The following is a 25,387-nucleotide window of genomic DNA, read 5'->3' as shown; positions in this document are numbered from 1 at the left end:
ACCATGACCACCATCGGCCTGCCTGTGCTCCTCCTCATGATCGGCGTCGTCCTGGGCGCGGCGCTCGGGTACTCCGCCGCCCTGACCCGCACCGCGCGCAGCCAGGCGGTCGGGGGCGACGCCGCAAGCGCGTTGCGCGCCGAGGCGGCGCAGTGGCGGGCGCGGGCCGAGGAGCTGGCGGAGCGGGCCGAGCTCGCCGAGGAGCGGGCCGAGCGCGACGGCTCGGTCCTGCGCGCACTGGCGCCCGTGCGCGCGCAGCTGGAGCAGATGGGCTCCCGCGTTGAGGCCGTGGGCTCCAAGGTGGAGACCATGGAGCGCCGGCGCTCGGCCCAGCACGCCGCGCTCGCCGAGCAGCTGCGGGTCGGCGCCGAGGCCGATCGGGAGCTCCGCCGGGCGACGACGGCGCTCGAGGGGGCGCTGCGCTCGCGCTCGGCCCGCGGCGTGTGGGGCGAGGTCGAGCTGGCGCGGGTGCTCGAGCTGTCGGGCATGATGCCGCACGTCGACTTCGTCGAGCAGCGCTCGGTCGGCGCGGTGGTGGGGCGGCGAGCGGGCGCAGCCCCGGGCCGGGACGCCGCTCGGAGCAGGCCCGACGTCGTCATCCACCTGCCGGGCTCGGGCCACCTGGCCCTGGACGCCAAGGTGCCCCTGGACTCCTACCTGACCGCTGCGACCATGGGGCAGGCGGAGGAGGATCCGGACGGCTCCGAGCGCCGCAGGCTGCTGGCCGCGCACGCACGCGCACTTCGCGGTCATGTCGACGCCCTCGCGGAGCGTCACTACGACCGCCACCTGAAGGACTCCCCCGAGCTCGTCGTGCTCTTCATCCCCGCCGAGCCCGTCCTGGCCGCGGCGCTGGACGCGGATCCGGCGCTGCTGGAGCACGCCCTGGGGCGGGGCGTCGCCCTGGCGACCCCCTCGTCGCTGCTGGCGCTGCTGCGCGTGTGCGCCACGGCCTGGGCGCGCACCGCGGTCAACGACGACGCCCGCGAGCTGGTCGAGCTGGGGCGCACGCTCTACGAGCGCCTGGGCGCCGTGGCCGGCCACCTGGACGCGCTGGGCACCGCGCTGAGCCGCTCGGTGACCGCCTACAACCGGGCCGTCGGATCGGTGGAGTCGCGGTTGCTCGTCACCGCCAGATCCTTCAACGCCCTCGGCGAGGGGCTGTCCTCGCCCGCGCCGATCGACCCCGACGCCGCCCAAGTGAGGCAATTCACAAATCCGGAGGTCAGCTCGACCTAGTCCCCAGCGCCGGCCCGAGACGGCAATCCCACCCAGAGCCAGGAAGAACCAACAGGTCACGTGACCGTAACGGACTTTTGGCTGAGTCGGCAGTACAAAAGTCGCATCGGTTCCATGAGCCTTCGCGGCGTGGACTGCGCTGGTACGCGCATTGCCAGCGCCGACCGACGTCGTCGGGACAATACGGATCTTTCCCGGGCACGCCGCCTGTTGCCACCGCCTCCCTGGCACCTGTAGGCAGACGCGCCGCGCACGATATAAGGTTTCCCACGTCCCTGGTACGTAACGAAAAGGTCTCTTGCCATGGCTACGAGTCTCCTGAGCACCACCACGATCCGTCCCACAATCCCCGGCGCCGACCTGAGCCTGGAGGACGCCCGTACCGCAGCCGAGGTGGGGCGTGTCATCAGCCGCCTGGAGACGCTCGCCTCCGAGCAGGAGCGCCTTCAAGCGAAGCTGGCCACCCTGCGCGACGAGCGCGACAGGCTTATCCTGCGCGGCCTCGCCCACGGCATGAGCTCTTCCGAGCTGGCGGCCAGGGCGCGCCTGACGGGGGCTCGTGTGCGCGCCATCGCCGACGCCGCAGCCGCCTCCTCGGCCCGCGAGCGCGTGGCCACCGCCGTCGCCCGGCTCGTCGCCCACACTCCCGCCATGTGCACCACCTACGGCGCGCTGGCCGACGCCGTCGGCATCGGCTCGGCCAAGGGCGTCGCCTCATCGCTGGCCTCCAACCCCGACGTCTCCGGGCGCGCCGGCGCCCGCGTGCTGCTGCTGCGCTGGGCCGCCCCGACGCTGGGCGGATACGTCATCCCCGCCAGCGAGCCCGCCTGGCAGACCCAGGGCGAGGACACCGCCACGCGCCTGGAGTGCCTCCAGGACGAGGGCCTGGTGACCGAGGTGGAGACCCCTGACGGGTCGGCGTGGATCGTCCCCTTCGACAAGGTCTGCGCCGACCACGTCCGCCTGTCCCAGATCGTCGCCGCCTGACGACCGGCCCTGCGGGCGTCCCACAGGCCGCCGCCCGTATCAGCAGGTGTGATCGGCCGCGGGCTCGCGCCGGTGCGCAGGCCGGAGGCCGCCGGCGGCGGCCTTGATGTCGGCACGCAGGTTCTTGGGCAGTGAGAAGGAGATCTTCTCCGTGACGGTACGCACCAGCTCGACCTCGCCGAAGCCCATCTCACCGAGGCGCTCGATGACCTCGCGCACGAGGATCTCGGGAACCGAGGCGCCCGAGGTCAGCCCCACCGTCCTCGCCCCGGCGAACCAGGACTCCTCCAGCTCGCGGGCGTAGTCCACCCGGTGGGCGGCCGGCGCGCCCGCCTCGAGGGCGACCTCCTTCAGACGCACCGAGTTGGAGGAGTTGCTCGAGCCGACCACCACCATGACGTCCACGAGCGGCGCGATCGCCTTGACCGCCCCCTGACGGTTCTGAGTGGCGTAGCAGATGTCCTCACCGGGTGGGTCGGCCAGGTGCGGGAAGCGCTCGCGCAGAAGACGGACCGTCTCCAGGGTCTCGTCCACGCTCAGGGTCGTCTGACTGATCCACACAACCTTCTCCGGGTCGCGCACCGTGACGGCCCCCACCTCGTGGGGGCCGTTGACGACCTGGATGCGGTCCGGCGCCTCGCCGCGGGTCCCCTCGACCTCCTCGTGACCGGTGTGGCCTACCAGGATGATGTCGTAGTCGCTCTTGGCGAAGCGGATCGCCTGCTTGTGAACCTTGGTCACCAGCGGGCAGGTGGCGTCGATCGTCTGCAGGTGGCGGGAGGCGGCCTGGGCGTGCACAGCCGGGGAGACGCCGTGGGCGGAGAAGATGACGCGCGAGCCCTCGGGCACCTCGTCGGTCTCGGAGACGAAGACCGCCCCGCGCCGGGTCAGCGCCTCGACGACGTACTTGTTGTGGACGATCTCCCTGCGCACATAGACCGGGGCCCCGTAGTGCGCCAGCGCCTGCTCGACGGCGTCGACGGCGCGGTCCACCCCGGCGCAGTAGCCGCGCGGGGCCGCCAGGAGGATTCTGCCGGTGCCGGAGTCGGTGGACCCGCAGCCGGCGGGCTGTGCGGTGGGGCGGTCGGTCACGCGACCACTGTGCCACAGCCCGACGCCGGCCCCCAGGGCGGAACGTGGCACAGTGGTGCATGTGACAGTGCCCAGCGCCTCCCAGCCCCCGTCAGCGGCGGGGCCCGCCTCGCCCGCCGGAGCCCCGCTCGCCCGCCTGGCCCGGGACACCACCCCGACCAACCCGTGGCCGCTGCGCCTGCTGTCGTCCAAGATCGACGACTACGTGGCGCGCATGACCTACGTGTGGGTCGAGGGCCAGGTCGTCCAGCTCAACCGCCGCCCCGGCTCGGGCATGCAGTACCTCTCGCTGCGCGACACCGACGCCGACATGTCCATGTCGGTGTCGATCTTCACCCGCGACCTGGCGGCCCTGGAGACGGCCGCGGGCGCGCAGGTGGGCGAGGGCGCGCGCGTCGTCGTCCACGCCAAGCCGCGCTTCTGGCCCAAGCGCGGCAGCCTGGAGCTTCGGGCGGACGACATCCGGCCGGTCGGCGTCGGCGACCTGCTGGCCCGCATCGAGCAGCTGCGCCGGGTGCTGGCCGCCGAGGGCCTGTTCGCCCCCGAGCGCAAGCGCCCCCTGCCCTTCCTGCCGCGCGCGGTCGGTCTGGTCTGCGGCCGGGGTGCCAAGGCCAAGGACGACGTGCTGGTCAATGCCCGGCTGCGCTGGCCCGGCCTGCCCTTCGTCGTCCGCGAGGTCGCGGTCCAGGGCGCGCAGGCCGTGCGCGAGGTGACGGCTGCGATCCGCGACCTGGACGGCGATGAGTCCATCGACGTCATTGTGATCGCCCGCGGCGGGGGCGCCGTCGAGGACCTGCTCCCCTTCAGCGACGAGGGCCTCGTGCGGACGGCGTCCGCTGCCCGCACCCCGATCGTCTCGGCCATCGGGCACGAGACCGACTGCCCGCTGCTGGACCTCGTCGCCGACTACCGGGCCTCCACCCCCACCGACGCCGCCCGGCGCATCGTGCCCGACCTGGCCGAGGAGACGGTCGGGCTCGACTCGGCGCGCGAGCGGATGCGGGGCGTCCTGACGGCGCGGCTGGAGGCCGAGCAGCGCGGCCTGGACCAGGTGCGCGCCCGGCCCGTCATGGCCGATCCCACCGTCATCGTCCGGGACAGGGAGACCGAGCTCGCCCAGGCCCGCGAGCGCGTGCGCCGCGCCCTGGGCACGGCCCTGTCGCTGGCGCAGGCGGACCTGCGCGCCGAGCACGCGCGCCTGACCGCCCTGTCCCCCCAGGGGGTGCTCGACCGCGGCTACGCCATCCTGCGCAAGCCCGGCGGGGCGATCATCACCAGGGCCGAGGACGTCAAGAAGGGCGACCTCATTGAGGGCGTGCTCGCCTCCGGGCGCATGGTCGCCCAGGTGGTGGGGGCCACCAAGCCGGCCCCCGGGCCCGACCCGACTTCAGAGTCGCAGCCCCAGACCCGCCCACGCGGGGCGTGAGACGTGCAACAATCCACACCATGAGCCTGTCCTCTCCTACCGGTGCCACCGACCCGCCCAACGGCTCGTCCGACGCCAATGCTGACGTCGCGACGCTGTCCTACGAACGCGCCCGGGAGGAGCTCGTCTCCGTCGTCCAGCACCTCGAGGCCGGTCAGGTTCCCCTGGAGGAGGCGCTCACGCTGTGGGAGCGCGGCGAGGCCCTCGCCGCCCGCTGCCAGGCCTGGCTCGACGACGCGCGCGCCCGCCTGGCCGCCGTCGCCGAGCGCGAGAAGGCCTCCTCCTGACACTGTCACCTCCACCGCAAGGAGCCACCATGACCGCCCCCGGCCGCCCAGGAACCGCTCTCGTCATCGGCGAGGCCCTCGTCGATGTTGTCATCCGCCCCAACGAATCGCCCACTGACATCCCCGGCGGATCGCCGGCCAACGTGGCTCTCGGCCTGGCCAGGCTGGGTCGCGACGCCGAGCTCGACTGCTGGATCGGCACCGACGCCCGCGGCAAGGCCATCCGCTCCCACCTCGAGGCCGACGGCGTGCGGCTGACCCCGGGCTCCGACGGCGCCGCGCACACCTCGACCGCCAAGGCCACCATCGGCCCGGACGGCGCCGCCTCCTACGTCTTCGACCTGAGCTGGGAGCCGCCCTACCCCACCCGCGCCGAGGGCGCCGAGCCCCCGGTGCTCGTCCACACCGGCTCGATCGCGGCCATTCTCGCTCCCGGGGCGGCCACGGTGGAGAAGGTACTGGCCGACTTCCGCGCCACCTCGACCGTGTGCTACGACCCCAACGCCCGCCCCCAGCTCATGGGGGAGCCGGCCGGGGCGCGCGCCATCGTCGAGCGGCTCGTCGCCCTGTCCGACCTGGTCAAGTGCTCGGACGAGGACATCGCCTGGCTCTACGGCGTGGACACCTCCGAGGAGTCCGCGCTCCAGGAGGTCCTGGCCGACTGGCTCAGGCACGGTCCGGCCGTCGTCGTGGTGACCCGGGGCAAGCACGGCGCCCTGGCGCTGACCGCCTCCGGGCTGCGCCTGGAGGTCCCGGCGGACCCGAGCGTCGTCGTGGCCGACACGGTCGGCGCCGGCGACTCCTTCATGGGCGGCCTCGAGGACGGCCTGTGGTCCGAGGGCCTCGTGGGAGCGGACCGGCGCGAGGCGCTGCACGCCATTGACGCCGCCACGCTGGAGCGCGTCGTGCGCCACGCGGCGGCGATCGCCGACATCACGGTCTCGCGCGAGGGCGCGAACCCGCCCACCCGCGCCGACCTCAAGGACTGAGGCGCCTCGGTCGCCCCGAGAAGGGCCCGCGGCCCCGCCCTCGCCGGCGGGGCCGCGGGCCCGGTGCGCCTCAGTACCGGGGCACGTCGTCGAGCATGCGGGTGACCAGCTCGGCGATCGGGCTGCGCTCGGTGCGCACCAGGTCGATGTGCGCGAACAGGTCCTTCCCCTTGAGGGACTCGACCACGCTCGCCACCCCGTCCCAGCGGCCCACGCGCAGGTTGTCGCGCTGAGCGACGTCGTGGGTGAGCACCACCTTGGAGCCCTGGCCGATGCGCGAGAGCACGGTCAGCAGGACGTTGCGCTCCAGGGACTGCGCCTCGTCGACGATGACGAAGGCGTCGTGCAGGGAGCGCCCGCGCACGTGGGTCAGCGGGAGGACCTCGAGCTGGCCCAGGCTCGTGACGCGCTGGACGCGCTCGGCGGGCACGACCGAGGACAGGGTGTCGAAGACCGCCTCCGCCCAGGGCGTCATCTTCTCCTCGGTGTCGCCCGGCAGGAAGCCGAGGTTCTGCCCGCCCACCGCGTACAGGGGCCGGAAGACCATGACCTTGCGGTGCTCGCGGCGGTTGACGACGGCGTCGAGCCCGGCGGCCAGAGCCAGCGCGGACTTGCCGGTGCCCGCGCGCCCGCCGAGCGAGACGATCCCGATCTCGGGGTTGAGCAGGTGGTCGATGGCGATGCGCTGCTCGGCGCTGCGCCCCCGCACCCCGAAGACCTCGCGGTCCGGGCGCACCAGCCGCAGCGCCCCGCCGACGACGGTGGCCAGGGCCGAGCCCCGCGACGAGGTGGCGATCACGCCGGTGTGCACGGGCTGGTCTGCCAGGCCCTCGGCGGTCTCGCGGTCGGTCAGCCCGGCGACGGGCACGGGCTCCTCATCCCACAGGCGGGACATCTCCTCCTCGCTCAGCGCCGCCTCCCCCATGCCTGTGTAGACCTCCTGGGAGGCGAGCTCGGCGCGGTACTGGTCGGCCGCCAGGCCGAGCGAGGAGGCCTTGATCCGCATGGGCAGGTCCTTGGAGACCACGACGACGTCCTGGCCGGCCTTGGCCAGCGAGGCGGCCACGGACAGGATGCGGGTGTCGTTGTCCCCCAGGCGCATACCGGTCGGCAGGACCCGGTCATCGACTCCGTTGAGCTCCACGCGCAGCGTGCCGCCCTGGTCGCCGACGGGCACCGGCAGGTCCAGCCGCCCGTGCTGGGCGCGCAGGCCGTCCAGCAGGCGCAGCGCCGTGCGGGCGAAGTAGCCCAGCTCGGCGTCGTGGCGCTTGCCCTCCAGCTCGGTGACCACCGTGACCGGCAGGACGACGGCGTGCTCGTCGAAGCGCAGTGGCGCGTGGGGGTCCGACAGGAGGACCGATGTGTCCAGGACGTAGGTGCGCACGAGTGCCTTCCCTTCCGCTGCCGCTCTGCTGCGGGCGCTTCCGCTGAGGGCGGCCCCGGCGGACCGCCCCGAGGCCTCCACGGTACGGGGATGCGGCCGCCGTGCACAGGGCGGCGGGGGCCGGGCGCCGGGGCGCCGGGCCGACGGGGGCCGCGGCCAAGGTCCGCGCCATCGGAGGTGGCGGCGCGCCGCGAGCACGCGGGCGCCGGGAGCCGGCGCGCATCGCCAGCACCTGGCCGGAGCGGCGCGCCGCGAGCACGCGGGCGCCGGGCTCGCGACGCCGGAGGCGGCGGGCGGGACGGCCGAGGATCCTGGCGCTCCTACCGGCCCATGCGGCGCTCCCGGCCGGCGTAGTCGCGCAGGGCGCGCAGGAAGTCGATGCGCCGGAAGGCCGGCCAGTTGACCTCGCAGAAGTAGAACTCGGAGTGGACCGACTGCCACAGCAGGAAGCCCGAGAGCCGCTGCTCGCCGGAGGTGCGGATCACCAGGTCCGGGTCCGGCTGCCCCTTGGTGTACAGGTGGTCGGTGATGTCCTCCTCGGACAGGGCCGCCGCCACGTCCTCGAGGCTGTCGCCGGCAGCCGCCCGCTCGCGCAGGAGGTCCCGCACGGCGTCGGCGATCTCCTGCCGGCCCCCGTACCCCACCGCGATATTGACGTGCATGCGCTCGTCGGCCGCCCCCGGCCGGCCGGCCGGGGGCGCGGCGTCGCCGTCCCGCACCCCGCCGTCGTCGGCCCCCTGGGGCGCGGCCGTGGAGGCGACGGCGCCGCGCAGGCGCTCGGCGACGGATGCGGGCAGCAGATCGACGGCGCCGACCAGGCGCAGGCGCCAGCGGCCGGCGGAGGCGAGCTCGTCGATCGCGTCGGCGATAATGTCGAGCAGGGGGGAGAGCTCGGACGGGTCCCGGGAGAGGTTGTCGGTGCTCAACAGCCACAGGGTGACCATGTGCACACCCGCTATCTGCGCCCAGCCGAGGAACTCCTCGATCTTGTCCGCGCCGCGCTTGTGCCCCTGGGCGGTGCCGAAGCCCCTGGTGCGGGCCCAGCGCCGGTTGCCGTCGAGGATGACGCCGACGTGACCGGGCACCCGTTCGGGTTCGATCTGCGCGGCCAGGCGGCGCTCGTAGAACTCGTAGACGAGGTTTTTCCCTGCCATGCCTCATTCCTCCCCGGGCACGGTCGTCCCCCATGCGCTGACGCCCGCGAGCCCTGGGGCAACGGTAGCGCGAGTGAGGCGCTTCCCACCCTTCCACCCGAACCTACGGCAGCGTAACCTACGGTACCGTAAGTTGTTGTCGCGGGTCACGTGAGCCGATCTTAAGGAGGTCCGCTGATGAGCATCCAGGCTCCTGTGCACGAGGCTGTCGGTGCACCTGATGACACCAGTGCCGTCGAGGAGGCCGCCGTGCAGAGCACCACGGGCAGGAAGCCCTCTCTGACCTACGACGGGTACCCCAAGCCGCACCTGCGCGGCTGGATCCATGCGTGCATCGCGCCCCTGGCCGTGGCCGCGTGCGTCGTGCTGACCGTCCTGGCCCCCGGCACCGCCCTGACCTGGGCGTGCGCCGCCTACCTGATCTCGTCCCTGCTGCTCTTCGCCAACTCCGGTGCGTATCACATCTCCAGCGGCCGCCTGTCGCGCCGCATCTCCGTCACCCTCCAGTCCTTCGACCACTCCAACATCTTCCTGCTGATCGCCGGCACCTACACGCCCCTGTCGGTGGCCCTGCTGAGCGGCGGGACCGCCGCGCTCGTGCTGGGCATCGTGTGGGGCGGGGCGGTGCTGGGCATCGTCAAGTGCCTGGTGTGGCGGAGCGCGCCGCGCTGGCTGTCCACCGTGCTGTACGTGGCCCTCGGCTGGGTGGCGTTCTGGTTCCTGCCCCAGTTCTGGGTCACCGGCGGGCCCGCGATCGTGTGCCTGCTCCTGGCGGGGGGCGTCCTGTACACCGTCGGCGGCGTCATCTACGTCCGCCAGCGCCCCGACCCCTCGCCCGTGTGGTTCGGCTTCCACGAGATCTTCCACCTGTGCACGGTGGCGGGGTGGGCCTGCCACTGCGCGGCCTGCTACCTCGCCGTCCTGGGCTGAGGACCGCTGGGCGCTGCGGCCGGGACGGGAAGCCGGCGGGCACGCCGGGGGCCGGGGCAACGAGGGCTAAGATCACGGATTGTACTCGTCGTTCAGTCTAGGAGGATCCATGGCCGAGGAGACTACCGAGCAGCAGGGCACCTGGCTCACGCAGGAGGCTTTCGACCGCCTTACCGAGGAGCTGCGTCGCCGCAAGGAGACCGACCGCAAGGAGATCGCCGCGCGCGTCGAGGCCGCCCGCCAGGAAGGCGACCTGCGCGAGAACGCGGGCTACCACGCCGCACGCGAGGAGGCCGGGCTCAACGAGGCCCGAATCATCCAGCTCACCGAGATGCTTGAGAGCGCCCAGATCGGTGAGGCCGCCTCGGACGGCTCGGTGTCGGCCGGAACGGTCGTGACCGCCAAGGTCGCCGGCAAGGAGCAGCGCTTCGCGCTCGGCGGACAGGAGATCACCGCGGACGTTCCCGACGGCGTCAAGGTCTTCTCCCCCGACGCGCCGCTCGGCAAGGCGCTCATGGGGCACCGGGCCGGCGAGACCGTCACCTACGCCGCCCCCACCGGCAAGGAGATCGAGGCGGAGATCGTCGACGTCACGACGCTCTGAGACGGCCCTGAGACGGCTCGCGGCCCTCGCGCCCGCTCAGGCACCAGCCGACTACCGCGTGCGGGCCGCCGCGGCGCACTGCTGCGACGGCCCGCACGCGCATCTATTCCTCCCGGCCGGGCGTACGCCGACGGCGCACCGCCTGGCGCTGCGGGGAGGCGGAGGACGTAGCGTGTACGCCATGACAACCGCAAGCCTCTCGCCCGTCTCCCGCAACACCGTGATTCCCGGCCGCGAGGCCGGCGTGCTGCCGGAGCCCGGCGAGCACGTCGTCCTCGGCGCCCCGTTGAACGGCCCCTGGCCGGAGGGCACCGAAGTGATATATCTGGCGGGCGGCTGCTTCTGGGGCGTGGAGCGCCTTCTGTGGCGCCTGCCCGGCGTCGTCGTCACCGCCGTCGGCTACATGGGCGGGACCACGCCCAACCCCACCTACCGGGAGGTGTGCACCGGGGCCACCGGCCATGCCGAGACGGTGCGGGCGGTCTACGACCCCGCCGTCGTCGGGGCCGGCGGCGAGGCGCTGCTGCGCACCTTCTGGGAGAACCACGACTCGACCCGCCTGAACCGGCACGGCAACGACGTCGGCACCCAGTACCGCTCGGCGGTGTGGACGACGACGCCCGCACAGGCGGCGGCCGCCCGCGGGATCCGCGACCTCTTCCAGGGCGAGCTGACCCGCCTGGGGCTGGGGAGGTGCGTGACGACGATCGCGCCAGCCGACGGGCTGTACGCCGAGCTCGGCGGGCCGTTCTACCTGGCCGAGGACTACCACCAGGGCTACCTGCACAAGAACCCGGGCGGCTACTGCAACCACGGCCCCAACGGGGTGACCTGCCCGGTGGGCGTGGCGGACCTGCCCGCCCAGACCGACGTCCTGCCGCCCGAGCGCGTCTCCGGCGCCTGAGCCCTGACGCCGAGATCGGTCGTAAACCGCGTCGGGATCGGTCCCTGGACCGATCTCGACGAAAGATAGGGGACGACGGGCGCGGGCGGCTCAGGCGCCCAGGGCCAGGTGCGCGGCGACCCCCAGCATGACGCAGCCGACGAGCACATCGACCACCCGCCACGTCCTCGGGCTCGACAGCGGTCCGGACAGGGCCCGCGCCCCGATTCCGAGCCCGGTGAACCACACGACGGAGGCCGCGCACGCGCCGGCCGCCGTCCACCACCGCGCCGGCCCGAAGTTGTTGGTGACCGTGCCGAGCATGAGGACGGTGTCGAGGTAGACGTGCGGGTTGAGCCAGGTCAGCGCCAGCGTCGTCGCCGCGATCGACGCGGCCGGGCGCGCCGCCGACTCCTCCAGCGCGCCGGGGCGCAGCGCCGAGCGGAAGGAGGACACCGCGAAGGCCGCCAGGTAGACCACCCCGCCCCAGCGCAGCGCCTCGAGCACCCAGGGGGCCAGACCCGTCACGGCGCGAATCGCCCCGGTCCCCACCGTGATGAGCACGAGGTCGCTCAGCGCGCAGATCGCGATGACGAGCCCGATGTGCTCGCGGCGCACGCCCTGCCGCAGCACCCATGCGTTCTGGGCCCCGATGGCGACGATGAGGCCGAGCCCGGTGCCGAAGCCGGTCAGGATGGGAGTCATGCTGAATGACGCGTCGCCCGGGGTAGCCGTCGGGAGTGACGCCGGCGCCGCGATCGCCGCGGCAGCCGCGTTCGTCAAGGTAGTGATGGTCGTCAAGGTCGCTGTGCTCACGCGCCGAGGCTAGGCGCGGCACGGTCGTGAAGACCAGCGCGATAATCTTCATCTCATGAAGCTTTCCTTCATGCATCCCGATCAGCTCGGCGCCCTGGAGGCCGTAGTCGACGCCGGCACCTTCGAGGCGGCGGCCGGCCGGCTCGGGATCTCGACATCCGCTGTCAGTCAGCGGATCCGGGCTCTGGAATCCGCCCTCGGCCGTGTTCTCGTGCGGCGCGGCTCCCCCTGCGCCCCCACGCCCGACGGCGAGGTCGTGCTGCGCTACGCCCGCCAGCAGGCGCTCCTCGCCGCCGAGATGGCCGCCGAGCTCGACCTCGACGCGCCGGCCGGAGCGCAGCCCGCCGGGACCGCCGACGCTCCGGGGGACGGGCGGCCCGTCGAGCTCGCGGTCGCCGTCAACGCCGACTCCCTGGCCACCTGGTTCACCGCGGTCCTGCGCGAGGCCGCCGGGTGGAGCTGCCGCCTCCGCCTGGTCGTGGCCGACGAGGGCCGCACCGCCGAGCTGCTGCGGTCGGGCCGGGTGATGTGCGCCGTGTCGTCGTCGGGGACGCGCGTGGCCGGCTGCCGGGCGGAGCGCCTCGGGGCGATCTGCTACGTCCCCGTCGTCGCGCCCGGGCTCCTCGCCGACGGCGCCACGGCCTCCTCGCTGCCGGTGGTCCGCTTCGACGCCGACGACAACATGCAGGACCTCGCCCTGCGCGCGGCGGGGCTGCCCGCAACCGCGCCGCGCGCCGTCGTCCCCACGGCGGCCGGGTTCGCCGCGGCCGTTGAGGCGGGCCTGGGCTGGGGCATGCTGCCCGCCGCCCAGGCGGCCGATCACCCGGGCCTGGTGCCCGTGCCCGGGCTGGCGGCGCTGGACCGCACCCTGTTCTGGCACCGCTGGTCGATCGCCTCGGCGAGCCTGGACCTGCTCACGACGGCGGTGCGCCGCGCATGCCGGGATCAGGGCCGCAGACCGATCTCGGCGCGGAAGTGAACCGATCTCGGCGCGGAACCGGACCGGTCTCGGCGAGGGGAGCATGAGCCGCTGCACGGGCCGGTGGACGGGCCGGCGGTGTGCCAAGATCGGTCCATGAGTGAGAACGGATACGGCCCGGCCCGCCGCGACGACTCCCGCGGGCGCCGCGGCGGCGATCGAGGCGGCCGGGGCTACGGTTCGGGCGGCCGCTACGGTGGGCGCTCCGACGACAGGCGGGGCGGACGCCGCGATGACGGCTCCGGCTACCGGTCCCGGCGCGCGCGCCGGGACTACGACGACGAGCCGCGAGACGGCGCCCTGTCCGACCTCGTGGGGCACCTCCACGCCCTGGACGACCGCTCCTACGCGGCGTACAAGGCGATCGTGGGCCGCTACGAGGCGCCCGAGGGCTGGGTCCTGCACGTCGACCGCGTCCAGCCCGACCCCTACGCTCCCCCGACCCGCATCCGCGTCGAGGTCCCCGCCGACCTGCCCGGCCTGGAGGTCCTGGAGGAGCGCGCGCTCCTGACCACCGGCGACCGCCGTCTGGCGGTGCGGGACTTCCTCACCCGCGAGCTGCGCGCGGGCTTCAAGGGCACGAGCCTGTCCATCGCCCTTCCCGGACAGGAGATCCTGGAGCGCTCCGCCGTCGTCTCCCTGTCCGAGGAGCCCGAGGACGAGGGGGAACCGGCGGCTGCGAGCGCCTGGACGCTGCAGGTGCGCGCCCGCGTGGCACTGCCCGCGCGCGGCCGCTCCATCCAGGGGCATGAGGCCGCCCGCATCATCTCGCGCGACCTGACCCGGGCGCTCGGCACCGCCCTGGACCTGACCGGCGAACGGGCCGAGCGGCTGCTCGCCCATGTGGCCGCGCTCGAGGACCACCGGGCGCTGACCGGTGTCGTTCGCTCCAACGGGTGGGTCTCGTTCCTCGCCGACGGCGCCCTGCTGCCGCGCCGCTCCGGGGTGAGCGACGAGCCCATGCGCGCGGGCGCCGTGCCGCTCGAGGCGCCGGAGCCGCTGGCCGCCGAGGTCGACCTGCCGCACGCCGGGCGGGTGCGCGGCACGGTCATCAAGGCGGGGGTCACTGTCATCGTCGGCGGCGGCTACCACGGCAAGTCGACGCTGCTGAGCGCCGTCGAGCGGGGCGTCTACCCGCACGTGCCCGGGGACGGCCGCGAGCTGGTGGCCACGGTGCCGGACGCGGTCAAGGTGCGCGCCGCGGATGGCCGGGCGGTCACCGGCGTCGACCTGTCGCCCTTCATCTCGCACCTGCCGGGCGGGCGCGACACCGTCTCCTTCACCACCAAGAACGCCTCGGGCTCGACCTCGCAGGCCGCCTCGATGATCGAGGCCATCGAGGCCGGGGCGAGCGCCCTGCTGCTGGACGAGGACACCTCGGCGACGAACCTGCTCATCCGCGACGCGCGCATGCGCGCCCTGGTGGCCGACGAGCGCGAGCCGATCACGCCCTTCGTCGACCGCGTCGGGGCGCTGGCGGCCGCCGGGGTCTCCACGGTCATGGTGATGGGCGGGTCGGGCGACTACCTGGACGTTGCCGACCGGATCCTGCTCATGGACTCCTACGCCCTGCGCGACGCCACCGAGCAGGCGGCCGCCGTCGTGGCCTCCCAGCCGCGCGAGGCCACGGCGCTGCCGCAGTGGCCGACGGCGAGCCCCCGCATGCCGCTGCCCTCGCCCCCGCGCGAGCGGCGCGGGCCGATCCGCACGCGCTCGCGCGGCCTGGACCAGCTCCAGCTGGACCGCGAGGAGGTCGACGTCGCCGACGTGTCCGGCATTGTCGACCCCGGTCAGGCCGAGGCGATCGCGCACGCGCTGCGGGCTCTGCTGGAGCAGCGCTTCGACGGTGCCTCGCCGCTGGCGCAGTGCCTGGAGGACCTGGACGCGCTGCTGGACGACGAGGGCCTGGACGCGCTGGGCGCGGTCCACGAGCGCCCGGCCTTCCTGGTGCGCCCGCGCATGGTGGACGTCGCCGGGGCGGTCAACCGCTACCGGGGCCTCGACCTGGCCTGAGGCAGCGCCGGACGGCGCGGGCTGCCGCGCTGCGAAGAGGACGTCGCCCTCGCAGGCAAGGGCGGCGACGACGGCCGGCCAGCTCGGGCCACCCGCAGCCGGGGGCGGTCGGCCCGGGCCCCGGCTCTCGGCAGGACCAGGGCCGGTCGTCCTGCTCGAGCCCCAGCCGGCCCGCCGGCGCCGAGCGCCTCAGCGCAGGGCGGCGAGCGCCCTGTCCTGGGCGACGACGGCCTCGACCATCGCGGGGACCTCGCCGTCGTGGTAGGCGGCGGGCGCGAAGGCGCCCTCGTCGAAGTCGGTGGCCAGGGACAGGTTGACCTGCTTGCCCACGACGCCCGTGGTGAAGTTGACCAGGATGCCGCGCAGGTGCTCGATCGGGCGGGTCCCGCCCAGGTAGGAGTAGCCGACGAGCCCGACGGCCTTGTTGGCGAGCACGGACGGGACGATGAAGTCGATCGCGTTCTTCAGGGCGCCCGGGATGGAGCGGTTGTACTCGGGGGTGACGAAGACGTAGGCGTCGAAGCGGGCCAGAGCCTCGTTCCACGCCACGGCGGCCGGGTCCTTCGGGGCGGCCATCATCGGGGGGATCTCCTCGGCGAAGACCGGGAGGCGGAAGTCGGCCAGCTCGAGGACCTCGGCCTCGGCGCCCTCGACGGTGCTCGCCCTCTCGGCGACCCACTGGGCGACCGCGGAGCCGACGCGGTTGGGACGGACGGAGCCGGTGATGACGGCGAGACGGGTCATGAGGATCCTCCACGGAATCGGTGCGGGACCGGTCGCGCCTGAGGCGCGCCGGTCATTGAGTCATGAATTAATCTAAGCTTTCAGTCCTGGAAAATCCATTTCGTAAGTCAATGAGTCGCCTCACGTCGTCCTCCGCGCGGGGACGGCCCGTCGGCGCTCACCGCGCCAGGAAGAAGCGGGCCGAGGGGTCGTCGGTCTCCTCGTTGTAGGCGTATCCGAGGCGGTCCATGTGCTCGGCGAGCGCGACGTCGTCGGGGCCCGCCTCGAAGGCGGTCAGGATCCGTCCGTAGTCGGCGCCGTCGGTGCGGTAGTGGAACAGGGTGATGTTCCAGCGGGTGCCGAGCACCTCCAGGAAGCGCATGAGCGCGCCGGGGGCCTCGGGGAAGGCGACGCTGAAGAGCCGCTCGGTCAGCCCCGCGGGGGCGCGGCCGCCGATCATGGAGCGCACGTGGACCTTGGCGAGCTCGTCGTCGGTCAGATCGACGACGCCGTAGCCCACGGCCCTCAGGTCGTGCACGATCTCGGCGCGCTCGTCGCGTCCGCGGGTGAGCTGCACGCCCACGAAGATCCGGGCCGGCGATCCGGGGGGCGCCGAGGCGGAGACCCGGTAGTTGAACTCGGTGACGGCCCGCCCGCCCAGGACGGAGGCGAAGCGCAGGAACTCGCCCTGGACCTCGGGGATGGTCACCCCGAGGATGGCCTCGCGCTGCTCGCCGATCTCGCTGCGCTCGGAGATGTAGCGCAGCTGGTGGAAGTTGAGGTTCGCGCCCGAGAGCACGCACGCCAGCCGCTCCCCCCGCAGGCGGTGGGCGGCGACGTACTTCTTCAGGCCGGCCAGGGCGATGGCGCCGCTGGGCTCGGGCACGGCGCGCAGGTCCTCGAACAGGTCGCGCACGGCGGCGGAGGTCTCGTCGGAGGAGACGGTGACGACGTCGTCGAGGAGGGCCGAGCACAGGCGGAAGGTCTCCTCGCCGATGCGGCGCACGGCGACACCCTCGGCGAACAGGCCGACGCGCTCGAGGGTGACCGGCTCGCCGGCAGTGAGGGCCGCCGCCAGGCAGGCGGACTCCTCGTGCTCGACGCCGATGACGACGACGTCGGGCATGAGCTGCTTGATCAGGACAGCGATCCCGGCGGCGAGGCCGCCGCCGCCCACGGGCACGAAGACGCGGTCGAGCTCGGCGTCCTGCTGGATCATCTCCAGGCCGACAGTGCCCTGGCCGGCGATGACGCGCGGGTCGTCGAAGGGGGCGATGAAGGTCAGGCCCTCGGCGGCGGACAGGCGCTGCGCCTCGGCCTTGGCGGCGTCGAAGTTCTCGCCCGTCAGGACGACCTCCCCGCCCAGCGACCGCACGGCGTCGACCTTGATGCGCGGGGTGACGGTGGGCATGACGATGGTGGCGCGCACGCCCAGGATCGAGGCGCTGCGCGCGACACCCTGGGCGTGATTGCCGGCGGAGGCGGTGATCACGCCGCGGGCGCGCTGGGCGCCGGTCAGGGAGCGCATGGCGTTGTAGGCGCCGCGGATCTTGAAGGAGTGGACCGCCTGAAGGTCCTCGCGCTTGGCCTCCACGATGCTGCCCAGGCGCGCGGACAGGGCGGGCAGCTCCTGCAGGGGCGTGTGCTCGGCGGCCTCGTAGACGGGGGCGCGCAGGATGGCGCGCAGGTACTGGGCGGAGTCCCAGGGGGTGTCGACGGCGGGATCGTTCACGGCCTCACTGTAGATGACAGTAGATGAGCGACTCTCGGCCGCCTCGGGCGCCCGTGGGCGTGGCGATAATCCAGGACGCGGGCGCCTCCATGGGCCGCCGAGTGCCGACAGGGCCGGAAAAGCCCGGGGAGCAGTGCCGAGTCCGTGCGTCGGGGGTCTGGACAGGGTGTGGGCTGTGGCGGTAGTCTCACTTCCAGGGTTCGGGTCATTACGAGTGCGATGGTTCGGCCTGTTCCCGGGGTCCTGTTGACTGGCCTGGCCCCTTTTTCTGTGTGCTTGCTGGAGGCCTGCGATGACGGCGGGTACTCATATTGTCGGGGGTGACCTCGAGGCGCTGGCGGCCTCGGTGGGCGGAGTGTGCGACGGGCTGTGGGGTCTTGATGTGGCCGGGGCGGTGGGCGGCGCCGCCTCGGCGGTGCCGGGCTCGGCGAGCTCGGGGCTGGTGGCAGCGGCCGCCGCCGGCCTGGACGGCAGGCGGGCCGCTCTGGGCGGCCGGTACAGGACCATAAGCGGCGCGGCCCAGAACCTGGCGCTCATCCACCGCAGCAATGACAGCGCCGTGGCCGCAGCCACGCCCACTATCGGGGCCGGGGCGGGATCGGCCGCCCGATGGGCCCGCGCCAGAGGACTGGAGTGAGCCATGGTCACCTGGACCGACGTGCGCGCCTGGCGCCACGGGCCTCTGGCGGAGGCCGGCCAGTCGCTGCGGTCCCTGGGCACCACCGTGGCCGACCTGGCCCAGGACGCGCAGCAGGCGGGCTCGCGGATCGCCTCCCAGGCCCCCAGCGTGGACGCCGCGCGCGCCGCCCTGAGCCGCTGCGGCGCGTCCCACGAAGAGCTCCTGGCCCAGGTCACCTCCCTGACCCGGGCCACCACCGAGGCGGGCGAGGGCGTGGCCGCGGTGAGCAGGAAGGTGCTGGCCGCCCTCGACTACGCCGACGCCCACCCCATGGTCACCCTCCACCCCGACGGCACGGTCTCCACACACCCCGCCACCAGCGCAGACGCCGACCCGGCCGCGGGCGGGGCGGCCGGCGCGAGCAGGGCCGGCATGGGAGCGGCTGCCGGGCTCGCCGGGCAGGCCGCCGAGCAGGCCGCCGAGCTCGAGCAGATGGTCTCAGCCACCCTCACCCTGGCCGACCAGGTCGACGAGGCCTACGCAAGCGCCCTGACCGCCCTGGCCGTACCAGACCCGCAGCCCGGGCCCTCGCCGACACCACCCGACCCCAACCAGCCTGCACCAACCCGTTCTCAGCAGGGGCGAGACACTGCTGTTCGTAACTCTCGCGGTGGCCGCCTGCGCAACGGTGGACAGCACGACGACGGGGACGCCGACAACCAGGGCGACTGGCTCGGCGACGGGGTTCCCGGCGAGCACGCGGACATGCCCGGCGTCAGGCCCTGGCACTACCAGGGCGACTCCGACAACGAGGGATCAGGCCCGCACGCGCAGCCGAGCCCGACCCCAGGCGACTACGCCAACCACGAGGCCGCCACCCTCGCCGCCGATGGATTCTCCCCCTGGTGGCCGGACGCCGCGGCGAACCTGCACCACTACCTCGGCAACACCGGCGACCCCCAGAGCATGAACGTCGACAAGATGCTCACCGACCTCCCCCAGCTGTCCGACAACTCGGAGACAGCCGTCAAGGACATGGCGGGGAAGGCGATGAGGGACGCGCAGGAGACAGGCGCGACCGGACCAACGACCTACCCCTTCACCACCAAGTGGAGCCAGGAGTACACCAACCAGAGCACGCAGCCGAACTGGTTCTACGCCACGGGCAACTACAAAGCCGCTACGGACGGCACCATCACCGTCTACCCGCCGTCGGACGAGAACCCCGAGTGGACGTACAAGTACGACTACCGCGTCCACACCGCCGACCGGTACAACTGGGACGGAACCAAGTCCACAAAAATCGTCGGCGTGCCAATAACGGACAAGCAGCTCCAGGAGCTGCACCAGGCCGGCCTCGCCCAGGAGTACGACCTGGTGGGCGAGTCCTCACCCCAGCACGGAGAGGGCCCACCATGAGAACAAGACGCGCAGTCCTGCGACGCGCGACCACCGGTGCGGCCATGATCTGCCTGCTGGCGGCCGGGTGCGGTCTCTCCCACCCGGACGACGTGTCAACGGCTCGAACGCCTCGAACAGCCGCTCAGGCAACGGGCACCGCCAGTGTCCAGCCGGACGCGCCCTACCCGGCCGACATGGACCACCTCGACGACATCCTCGCCAGCGGCGACGGCCACGAGCTGCCCCAAGGAGCCCAGGTCACCTCCGTCAGCCCCGCCACCAACTTCGCCGCACGAGTCCCAAACGGATGGGGCTACATCATCGCCTTCACCGCCACCGACACCAGCATCCGCACCTACGTCACCACATACATTGGCATGCCCGGCGAAATCATTGAGCGTTACCCGACGACACGGCCGGAGAACACGGATCTGGAGGACGTCGACCTCAGTGGCATTACCAACCCCTGGGATTGGGGCTTCGGGGACGCCATACTTCTCCTCGAGCGCCCCCTGGGACGCGGCTGGCTCATCATCCGCGACTCCTCCCGATAAACCGGAAGGCCGAATCACCGGAAACAACGGGCCGGAACGCCTGCGGCCGACGACCGGCCCGAGTCACGGCCCCTCACCCGCCTTGGTCGCAAAGGCTCCAGAAGCGGGTCGTATCGCAAGTCGCCCCTGAGCACCCCTCAGGAGCGGCCCGAGCGCGAAGCTGCCACCGCCGTGACCGACAGGAGCACGAGCGCCCCGGCCGGCGTCGCCACCGCCCACGGCGCCCGCTCGATGTAGGGCAGCGCCTCGGCCAGCACGAGCCCCCACTCCGGCGTCGGCGCCTGGGCACCCAGACCGAGGAAGCCCAGCCCCGCCAGCGCCAGCGCCACGCCCGGCAGGCGCAGGGCGGCGTGCCGCACGAGCACGGGGACAACCCCCGGCAGCACCCGGGTGAGCATGATCCGCGCCCGCCCCTCCCCCAGCACGGGCGCCAGGGCGACGTCGGGGCGCTCACGCGCCTCCTGGACGAGCGCGGCGGCGTGCGCGGCGAGCGGGGCCCAGGCGACGCAGGCCACGGCCAGGGCCGCCCCCGAGGCGCTCGGCCCGGTGACGGCGGCGACCATGAGGCCCGCGAGCACCGGCGGAGCGGCGTTGGCGACCTCCACCGGCCCCACCGAGGCGCGCGGAGCCAGCCCGAGCAGCAGCCCGATGACGGCGCACACGGCGGTCACGGCCAGCGCGGAGGCCGCCGTGGAGACCGCGCCGTGCGCCACCCGGGCGAGCACGTCGCGCCCCAGGGCGTCGGCCCCCAGCGGCAGCGCCCACGACGGCGCCTGCAGGCGGCGGGCCACCACCGCGTAGGGGTCCCGCCCGATCCCGGCCAGGACGAGCCCGACCAGGCCGGCCGCCCCGAGGACGGCGACGACGCGGGCCCCGGCACCGGTGCGCTCCACCGGCGGGGCGCCGGCCAGCCCGCCCGCGCCTGCGGCCCGGCCGACCAGGGCTCGCGAGGCGAGCACGGCCAGCGCCCCGGCGCCCAGGGCCAGGAGAAGCAGGAGCAGCACCCCGGCCTGGAGCGCCGGCACGTCCTGGGCGGTGGCGGAGCCGAGCAGCGCCCGCCCGATGCCGGGGATCGCGAAGACCTTCTCGACGGCGACCGCGCCCCCGGTCAGGCCTACGACGACCAGCGCGATCTGCCCGGTCAGGGGTGTCAGGGCCCGGCGCAGGACGGCCAGGGCGAGCCGGCTCCCGCCGATGCCCGCCGTCGTCCAGGTGGTGACCCACCGCTCGGCGAAGACCGCGGCGACCGCGTCCGACAGGAGCCCGCCGAGCAGACCGCCCCCGGGCAGCCCGAGGGAGAGGGCCGGCAGGACGACCTGCTCGGGCCTGCCCCACCCGTATGGCGGCAGCCAGCCGAGGTAGACCGACAAGATGAGCAGCAGGAGGGGCGCGAGCAGGTACTCGGGCAGTGAGGTCAGCGCGGCGGCGAGGGCGCCTCCGCGGCTGCGGCGCCGCCCGGCCAGGCCGTCCATGAGAGCCGGCAGGGTCAGGAGCACGGCGGTCAGGAGCGCGACGGCCAGGGAGGCGCCCATGAGGATCAGGGACACGCCGAAGGCGTCGAGCGTCCCCGGGCCCACGGAGTCGCCCGAGATCCAGGAAACCCCCGGGTCGCCATGGAGCAGGCCGCCGAGCCAGTGCCCGATGCTGCCGAGCGGGCCCGAGCTCAGGCCCAGCCGCTCGCGGATGGCGTCGAGCACCTCGGGGGTGGCCTCGCGCTCGGCGCTGGTGGCGCGCAGGATCGTCAGCGCCGGGTCGTTGCTGGACAGCCACGGGAGCATCCCCACCAGGGCCACCAGGGCCAGGACGGCCAGGATCCGGGAGACGGCGACGATGCCGTCAATGCCGGCCCCGCGCGCGGGCAGCCACTGGCGCCACGCGCTGCGGAGCGGGCTCAGGCGGCGCAGCGGGCACGGGGCGGCATCCCGGCCGGGGCCCGCAGGACTTGCGGGGCTCGCAGTGGACATGCGCTCAGGCGACGGCGGTCGCGGAGGTGATGAGCGCGCGCTCGCGCGGGTCCCGCTCGGCGCCGGTGAGCCCGGCGGCCTCGCCCTGGAGGACGCGCTCGTGGAGGAGCGGGACGGCCGCGCCGCTGGCGAGGATGAGCTCCTCGGCGGCGATCACGGCGTCCTGCCGCGCCTCTCCGGGCTCAATGCCGGCGGCCTTGGTCAGGGCGGCGTCGACGGCGCTGTCGGCTAGGAAGCTCAGTGCGAAGGAGCCGGTGGAGGAGAAGTCGGAGACCATGTAGGCGACCGGGTCGCCGGAGTCCAGGACGGTGGCGCGAGAAAGCAGGAAGCAGTCGAAGGCGCCGGCCAGGGCGTCGGCCTCGATCTGGGCGTACTCGCGCACGTCCTGCTTGACGGTGAAGCCGACGGCCTCGAGCTGCTGGGCGATGAGGACGACCATCTCGGCGAGCTCGGGCCGGTCGGTGTAGGTGCCCAGGGTGATGGAGGTGCCGGAGGGGACGGCGCCGGCCTTGGTGAAGGTGGCCTTGGCCCCGTTGGTCCTGCCGGTGGCTGCGACGCCGTCGGCGCCCGCGAAGGCGGAGCCGCCCCAGGGGCGCTTCTCGGCGGCCCAGGACAGGGCCGGGCCGAGCAGGCCGGCGGCGGCGTCGGCGTGCCCCTCGTACATGGTCTCGACCAGGCCGGCGACGTCAATGGCGTCGCGGGCTGCGGCACGCAGGGCGGGGTCCTTGAAGGCGCCGTCGCGGGTATTGAGGTAGAGGGTGGCGGTGCGGGGCATGGGCACCTCGTGGAGGAGCTCCTCGTCGACGGTGGCGACCTGGGAGACGGGGACCGCCTCGACGAGCTCGGCCTCGCCGGTGCGCAGGGCGGCGCCGCGGGCGGTGCCGTCGGGCACGAAGGTGACGTCGATGCCCGCGGCGGCGGCCTTGTCGCCCCAGTAGTCGTCGTAGCGCTCGAGGGTGGCGGTGGCGGTGCCGTCGACGGCGGTCAGTGTGAAGGGGCCGGTGCCGTGGCCGACGGGGTCGACCGGGCCGTCGGCCGATCCGTCTGCGGGGTAGGCGGCCTCGGAGAGGATGGCGAGCTGGGGGCTGGACAGCCGCTGGGGGACGAGGGGGTCGGAGGCGCTCGTGGTGACGACGACGTCGCTGCCCTCGGCGGCGGCCTTGAGCTTGACGCCGTCGAGGATGCGCGGCGGGGTCGTGTACCCGGCGGCGAAGGTCAGGGCGGCGGCGACGCGCTCGGCGGTCAGGGGCGTGCCGTCGTGGAAGGTGACGCCGTCGCGGATGGTGAAGCGCCAGGTGGTGTCGTTCTCGCGCTTCCAGGTGGTGGCCAGGCCCTCGAGGGCGTTGCCGTCGGCGTCAAGGTAGATGAGGGTCTCGGCGGTGGACCAGCGCGAGAGCTTGAAGGCGTCGTCGGACAGGGGGTTCAGGCCTGAGCGGGGCGGCTGGAGCATGGCCAGGCGGATACGGCCGTTGGCCGTCGAGTCCTTGGAGCCCGATCCTCCCGAGCAGGCGGCGACGGCGCCGGCCGCCGCGCCTGCCCCCAGCAGGGCGAGGACGCGGCGCCGGGAGAGCGCGGGGCCGTGGAGAGGCTGGCGGGACGGGAGCGAGATGGCCATGGATCGGGTCCTTCTGTGTCGGGTGCCGGGCGGCACGGGAGGTGGTGAACGTCGGCTCGGGTTCAGTCGGGGAGGGAGGGGACGGCGTCGCGCAGGGCCCTGGCGGCGGGATGCTCGGGAGCGTCGAGCAGCCGGGCGGTGGGGACGTCCTCGACCAGGACGCCCGCGTCCATGACGATGCTGCGGGTGCACACGCGGGCGACGGCGGCCAGGTCGTGCGACACGAGCAGCAAGGCGGGTCGGGCCGCTTGCGGCCCGGCCGGGGCGGGCACGGCGCCAGGGCGAGCGGGTCGGGCCGCTTGCGGCCCGGCCGGGGCGGGCACGGCGCCAGGGCGAGCGGGTCGGGCCGCTTGCGGCCCGGCCGGGGCGGGCACGGCGCCAGGGCGAGCGGGTCGGGCCGCTTGCGGCCCGGCCGGGGCGGGCACGGCGCCGGGTGCAGCCGGGGCGGTGACGGGCGCGCACCAGCCGTCGTCGTCGGCGAGTCCGGCGAGCAGGTCGAGGACCTGGTGGCGCAGGGCGGGGTCGAGCCCGGAGACCGGCTCGTCCAGGAGGAGGTAGCGGGGGCTCGGCGCGAGGGCGCGCGCCAGGGCGAGGCGCTGGGCCTGGCCGCCGGAGATCTCGTGGGGGCGGCGGCGCCAGCTCTGGCGGGGCAGGTCGAGGGCCTCCAGGAGCGACTCGGCGACGGCCTCGTGCCCGTCGGGGCCGCCCGGCGCCCGGAGGGTGCGGAGGGCGCGGGTGATCTGGGAGACGACGTCGTGGCGCGGGTCGAGGCTGGCGGCCGGGTCCTGGGGCACGTACTGGACGGCGCGGCGGTAGGGGCGCAGCGCGCGTGCGCCGGGGCGTCGGCGGCCGGTGATGACGGGGCCGCCGTCGAGCAGGATGGTTCCGGCGTCGGCGGGCCCGGGGGCGTCGAGGAGGAGGAGCGCCTTGAGGAGGGTGGTCTTGCCGCAGCCGGAGCGGCCCAGGAGGGCGACGCTCTCGGAGGGCTCCAGGCGCAGGTCGACGTCGTGCAGGACGGTGTGGCGCCGGCCCGCGTCGTCGGGGTAGGTGCGCCGCAGCCCGGCGACCCGGAGGCAGGGTGCGGTCACGCGCGGGCCTCCGCCGGGGCGATGGGGCGGGCGATCCTGCCGACAGGGTAGTCGGTGACGTCGGCGCGGGCCTCGATGGCGGCCAGGGCGCCGGCCAGGGTCTCCTCGCGGGCGGCGGTGCACATGGCGCGGGTGACGGGGTGCTCGGGCCTGGTGATGACGCGGCGGGCCGGGCCGCGCTCAATGACGCGCCCCTGGTGGAGGACGACGATCTCGTCGCACAGGGAGGCGGCCGCGAGGTCGTGCGTCACCAGGAGTAGGGCTGGGGCGGGCACGGCGCCAGGTGCAGCCGGGGCGGAGGCGGTGACGTCGTCGAGGACGGCGAGGAGCTCGGCCCGGGCGACGACGTCGAGGGCGGTGGTGGGCTCGTCGGCCAGCAGCAGGACCGGTTCGGCGGCCAGGGCGAGGGCCACCGCAACGCGCTGGCGCTGCCCTCCGGACAGGCGCCCGGGGACCCGCTCGGCGAGAGCAGGGTCGATGCCTACGCGCCGCAGTAGGGCCTGCGCGCGCGCCGGCGCGTCCTGGCGGCTGCGTCCGGCGGCGCGCGCCGCGGCGGCGACCTGCTCGCCGACACGGATGAGCGGATGGAGGGCGGTGGCGGGGTCCTGCTGGACGAGAGCCGCGCGGGCGGCGCGGGGGCGGAGAGCGGCCGGGATGCGCAGAAGGTTCCTGCCGGGACCCTCAGGACCGTCGGAGCCGTCGGCGCCCTCGACCGTGAGGCTGCCAGTGAGGGTCGCGGCAGGGGTGAGCGTTCCGGCCAGGGCGGCGCAGGTCAGCGACTTGCCCGCGCCCGAGGCGCCGACGAGCGCCGCCCGGGCGCCCCGGGCCAGGGTGAGGCTGACGTCGTCGACGAGAGTGCGGCCCCCGATGGCCACACCCAGACTGGCGAGAACGATTTTCATGTAGAT

24 protein-coding genes are annotated in these 25,387 nt (G+C 74.1%); 14 read left to right on the top strand and 10 right to left on the bottom strand.

Annotated elements, in window-relative coordinates; genetic code table 11:
* The first annotated feature begins 3 nt into the window (after positions 1–3).
* Positions 4–1,239 carry a DNA recombination protein RmuC gene (locus AIF0345_RS03060; RefSeq protein WP_285297112.1) on the top strand — a complete coding sequence of 412 codons (1,236 nt, stop codon included), beginning with the start codon at positions 4–6 and terminating at the stop codon, positions 1,237–1,239.
* Positions 1,240–1,542: 303 nt separating this feature from the next.
* Positions 1,543–2,226: a hypothetical protein gene (locus AIF0345_RS03055; protein ID WP_043562897.1), complete on the top strand. Its 684-nt coding sequence runs from the start codon at positions 1,543–1,545 to the stop codon at positions 2,224–2,226.
* A 39-nt stretch (positions 2,227–2,265) separates the two neighbouring features.
* On the opposite strand, the gene AIF0345_RS03050 is transcribed toward AIF0345_RS03055, so the two are convergent.
* Positions 2,266–3,318 carry a 4-hydroxy-3-methylbut-2-enyl diphosphate reductase gene (locus tag AIF0345_RS03050; protein ID WP_285297111.1) on the bottom strand — a complete coding sequence of 351 codons (1,053 nt, stop codon included), beginning with the start codon at positions 3,316–3,318 and terminating at the stop codon, positions 2,266–2,268.
* Positions 3,319–3,370: 52 nt separating this feature from the next.
* Here AIF0345_RS03050 and xseA point away from each other — a divergent pair, with 52 nt between their 5' ends.
* The 3 genes from xseA to AIF0345_RS03035 are packed head-to-tail and all read left to right on the top strand — an operon-like array spanning position 3,371 to position 6,020.
* Complete coding sequence (gene xseA, locus AIF0345_RS03045; protein WP_404975969.1) at positions 3,371–4,744, top strand: exodeoxyribonuclease VII large subunit; 1,374 nt, start codon at positions 3,371–3,373, stop codon at positions 4,742–4,744.
* Between the two features lie 20 nt (positions 4,745–4,764).
* Positions 4,765–5,031, top strand: coding sequence for an exodeoxyribonuclease VII small subunit (locus AIF0345_RS03040; protein WP_043562901.1), 267 nt, complete (start codon positions 4,765–4,767; stop codon positions 5,029–5,031).
* A 29-nt stretch (positions 5,032–5,060) separates the two neighbouring features.
* On the top strand, positions 5,061–6,020 hold the full coding sequence (locus AIF0345_RS03035) for a carbohydrate kinase family protein (protein ID WP_043562903.1): 960 nt from the start codon (positions 5,061–5,063) through the stop codon (positions 6,018–6,020).
* 70 nt (positions 6,021–6,090) lie between these two features.
* On the opposite strand, the gene AIF0345_RS03030 is transcribed toward AIF0345_RS03035, so the two are convergent.
* Complete coding sequence (locus tag AIF0345_RS03030; protein ID WP_268918254.1) at positions 6,091–7,404, bottom strand: PhoH family protein; 1,314 nt, start codon at positions 7,402–7,404, stop codon at positions 6,091–6,093.
* A 320-nt stretch (positions 7,405–7,724) separates the two neighbouring features.
* The gene (locus AIF0345_RS03025; RefSeq protein WP_268918253.1) at positions 7,725–8,558 is read right to left on the bottom strand and encodes an undecaprenyl diphosphate synthase family protein; all 834 of its coding nucleotides are present in this window, start codon (positions 8,556–8,558) and stop codon (positions 7,725–7,727) included.
* A 177-nt stretch (positions 8,559–8,735) separates the two neighbouring features.
* On the opposite strand from AIF0345_RS03025, the gene trhA reads away from it, so the two are divergent.
* The 3 genes from trhA to msrA all read left to right on the top strand — a co-directional run bounded on the left by trhA (position 8,736) and on the right by msrA (position 10,996).
* Complete coding sequence (trhA, locus tag AIF0345_RS03020) at positions 8,736–9,488, top strand: PAQR family membrane homeostasis protein TrhA (protein ID WP_268918252.1); 753 nt, start codon at positions 8,736–8,738, stop codon at positions 9,486–9,488.
* Positions 9,489–9,597: 109 nt separating this feature from the next.
* On the top strand, positions 9,598–10,092 hold the full coding sequence (locus AIF0345_RS03015; RefSeq protein ID WP_043562911.1) for a GreA/GreB family elongation factor: 495 nt from the start codon (positions 9,598–9,600) through the stop codon (positions 10,090–10,092).
* Positions 10,093–10,273: 181 nt separating this feature from the next.
* Positions 10,274–10,996, top strand: coding sequence for a peptide-methionine (S)-S-oxide reductase MsrA (msrA, locus tag AIF0345_RS03010; protein ID WP_268918251.1), 723 nt, complete (start codon positions 10,274–10,276; stop codon positions 10,994–10,996).
* 90 nt (positions 10,997–11,086) lie between these two features.
* On the opposite strand, the gene AIF0345_RS03005 is transcribed toward msrA, so the two are convergent.
* Entirely contained in the window at positions 11,087–11,680 is a 594-nt protein-coding gene (locus AIF0345_RS03005; RefSeq protein ID WP_268918250.1) for a LysE/ArgO family amino acid transporter, read from the bottom strand.
* Here AIF0345_RS03005 and AIF0345_RS03000 point away from each other — a divergent pair.
* From AIF0345_RS03000 to AIF0345_RS02990, 3 genes are all read left to right on the top strand, one after another.
* Complete coding sequence (locus AIF0345_RS03000) at positions 11,679–11,804, top strand: hypothetical protein (RefSeq protein ID WP_268918249.1); 126 nt, start codon at positions 11,679–11,681, stop codon at positions 11,802–11,804. The genes AIF0345_RS03005 and AIF0345_RS03000 overlap by 2 nt on opposite strands.
* Positions 11,805–11,846: 42 nt before the next feature.
* Complete coding sequence (locus AIF0345_RS02995) at positions 11,847–12,770, top strand: ArgP/LysG family DNA-binding transcriptional regulator (RefSeq protein ID WP_285297109.1); 924 nt, start codon at positions 11,847–11,849, stop codon at positions 12,768–12,770.
* Between the two features lie 96 nt (positions 12,771–12,866).
* Positions 12,867–14,783: an ABC-ATPase domain-containing protein gene (locus tag AIF0345_RS02990; RefSeq protein WP_285297108.1), complete on the top strand. Its 1,917-nt coding sequence runs from the start codon at positions 12,867–12,869 to the stop codon at positions 14,781–14,783.
* A 189-nt stretch (positions 14,784–14,972) separates the two neighbouring features.
* On the opposite strand, the gene AIF0345_RS02985 is transcribed toward AIF0345_RS02990, so the two are convergent.
* On the bottom strand, positions 14,973–15,527 hold the full coding sequence (locus AIF0345_RS02985) for an NADPH-dependent FMN reductase (RefSeq protein WP_268918245.1): 555 nt from the start codon (positions 15,525–15,527) through the stop codon (positions 14,973–14,975).
* A gap of 157 nt (positions 15,528–15,684) precedes the next feature.
* Positions 15,685–17,238, bottom strand: coding sequence for a threonine ammonia-lyase, biosynthetic (gene ilvA, locus AIF0345_RS02980; protein ID WP_285297107.1), 1,554 nt, complete (start codon positions 17,236–17,238; stop codon positions 15,685–15,687).
* Between the two features lie 292 nt (positions 17,239–17,530).
* Between ilvA and AIF0345_RS02975 the strand changes: the two genes are divergently transcribed.
* From AIF0345_RS02975 to AIF0345_RS02965, 3 genes are read left to right on the top strand one after another with little or no spacing between them, the layout of a single operon-like run.
* Positions 17,531–17,875: a hypothetical protein gene (locus AIF0345_RS02975; protein ID WP_285297106.1), complete on the top strand. Its 345-nt coding sequence runs from the start codon at positions 17,531–17,533 to the stop codon at positions 17,873–17,875.
* Positions 17,876–17,878: 3 nt separating this feature from the next.
* Complete coding sequence (locus AIF0345_RS02970) at positions 17,879–19,276, top strand: hypothetical protein (RefSeq protein ID WP_285297105.1); 1,398 nt, start codon at positions 17,879–17,881, stop codon at positions 19,274–19,276.
* Positions 19,273–19,812 carry a hypothetical protein gene (locus tag AIF0345_RS02965; RefSeq protein ID WP_285297104.1) on the top strand — a complete coding sequence of 180 codons (540 nt, stop codon included), beginning with the start codon at positions 19,273–19,275 and terminating at the stop codon, positions 19,810–19,812. The genes AIF0345_RS02970 and AIF0345_RS02965 overlap by 4 nt, the downstream gene beginning before the upstream one ends.
* Before the next feature lie 137 nt (positions 19,813–19,949).
* Here the strand turns inward: AIF0345_RS02965 and AIF0345_RS02960 are convergent, their stop codons facing one another.
* From AIF0345_RS02960 to AIF0345_RS02945, 4 genes are all read right to left on the bottom strand, one after another.
* The gene (locus AIF0345_RS02960) at positions 19,950–21,776 is read right to left on the bottom strand and encodes an ABC transporter permease subunit (RefSeq protein WP_285297103.1); all 1,827 of its coding nucleotides are present in this window, start codon (positions 21,774–21,776) and stop codon (positions 19,950–19,952) included.
* A gap of 4 nt (positions 21,777–21,780) precedes the next feature.
* Positions 21,781–23,391 (bottom strand): ABC transporter substrate-binding protein, encoded by a 1,611-nt coding sequence (locus AIF0345_RS02955; RefSeq protein ID WP_285297102.1) that lies wholly within the window; start codon positions 23,389–23,391, stop codon positions 21,781–21,783.
* 62 nt (positions 23,392–23,453) lie between these two features.
* A complete protein-coding gene (locus AIF0345_RS02950) occupies positions 23,454–24,479 on the bottom strand; it encodes an ATP-binding cassette domain-containing protein (RefSeq protein ID WP_285297101.1) in 1,026 nt (341 codons plus the stop codon).
* Complete coding sequence (locus AIF0345_RS02945) at positions 24,476–25,381, bottom strand: ATP-binding cassette domain-containing protein (RefSeq protein ID WP_285297100.1); 906 nt, start codon at positions 25,379–25,381, stop codon at positions 24,476–24,478. Before AIF0345_RS02945 ends, AIF0345_RS02950 begins: the two co-directional genes overlap by 4 nt.
* Positions 25,382–25,387 lie beyond the last annotated feature (6 nt).

The organism is Actinomyces israelii (assembly GCF_030253495.1).
GTDB classification, from domain to species: domain Bacteria; phylum Actinomycetota; class Actinomycetes; order Actinomycetales; family Actinomycetaceae; genus Actinomyces; species Actinomyces israelii.
Note: the sequence above shows the minus strand (reverse complement) of the source record. Positions and strands in the feature narration are given on the sequence as shown.

Bases quoted from the DNA above. Each gene is read 5' to 3' on its own strand.
- AIF0345_RS02990 (WP_285297108.1), top strand. From the start codon at position 12,867: ATGAGTGAGAACGGATACGGCCCGGCCCGCCGCGACGACTCCCGCGGG.
- AIF0345_RS03025 (WP_268918253.1), bottom strand. From the start codon at position 8,558: ATGGCAGGGAAAAACCTCGTCTACGAGTTCTACGAGCGCCGCCTGGCC.
- AIF0345_RS03015 (WP_043562911.1), top strand. From the start codon at position 9,598: ATGGCCGAGGAGACTACCGAGCAGCAGGGCACCTGGCTCACGCAGGAG.
- AIF0345_RS02975 (WP_285297106.1), top strand. From the start codon at position 17,531: ATGACGGCGGGTACTCATATTGTCGGGGGTGACCTCGAGGCGCTGGCG.
- AIF0345_RS02985 (WP_268918245.1), bottom strand. From the start codon at position 15,527: ATGACCCGTCTCGCCGTCATCACCGGCTCCGTCCGTCCCAACCGCGTC.
- AIF0345_RS02960 (WP_285297103.1), bottom strand. From the start codon at position 21,776: ATGTCCACTGCGAGCCCCGCAAGTCCTGCGGGCCCCGGCCGGGATGCC.
- AIF0345_RS03040 (WP_043562901.1), top strand. From the start codon at position 4,765: ATGAGCCTGTCCTCTCCTACCGGTGCCACCGACCCGCCCAACGGCTCG.
- AIF0345_RS03000 (WP_268918249.1), top strand. From the start codon at position 11,679: ATGCTGAATGACGCGTCGCCCGGGGTAGCCGTCGGGAGTGACGCCGGC.
- AIF0345_RS03035 (WP_043562903.1), top strand. From the start codon at position 5,061: ATGACCGCCCCCGGCCGCCCAGGAACCGCTCTCGTCATCGGCGAGGCC.
- AIF0345_RS02955 (WP_285297102.1), bottom strand. From the start codon at position 23,391: ATGGCCATCTCGCTCCCGTCCCGCCAGCCTCTCCACGGCCCCGCGCTC.
- AIF0345_RS02970 (WP_285297105.1), top strand. From the start codon at position 17,879: ATGGTCACCTGGACCGACGTGCGCGCCTGGCGCCACGGGCCTCTGGCG.
- AIF0345_RS03005 (WP_268918250.1), bottom strand. From the start codon at position 11,680: ATGACTCCCATCCTGACCGGCTTCGGCACCGGGCTCGGCCTCATCGTC.
- AIF0345_RS03060 (WP_285297112.1), top strand. From the start codon at position 4: ATGACCACCATCGGCCTGCCTGTGCTCCTCCTCATGATCGGCGTCGTC.
- AIF0345_RS03055 (WP_043562897.1), top strand. From the start codon at position 1,543: ATGGCTACGAGTCTCCTGAGCACCACCACGATCCGTCCCACAATCCCC.
- AIF0345_RS02965 (WP_285297104.1), top strand. From the start codon at position 19,273: ATGAGAACAAGACGCGCAGTCCTGCGACGCGCGACCACCGGTGCGGCC.
- msrA (WP_268918251.1), top strand. From the start codon at position 10,274: ATGACAACCGCAAGCCTCTCGCCCGTCTCCCGCAACACCGTGATTCCC.
- AIF0345_RS02945 (WP_285297100.1), bottom strand. From the start codon at position 25,381: ATGAAAATCGTTCTCGCCAGTCTGGGTGTGGCCATCGGGGGCCGCACT.
- AIF0345_RS02995 (WP_285297109.1), top strand. From the start codon at position 11,847: ATGAAGCTTTCCTTCATGCATCCCGATCAGCTCGGCGCCCTGGAGGCC.
- trhA (WP_268918252.1), top strand. From the start codon at position 8,736: ATGAGCATCCAGGCTCCTGTGCACGAGGCTGTCGGTGCACCTGATGAC.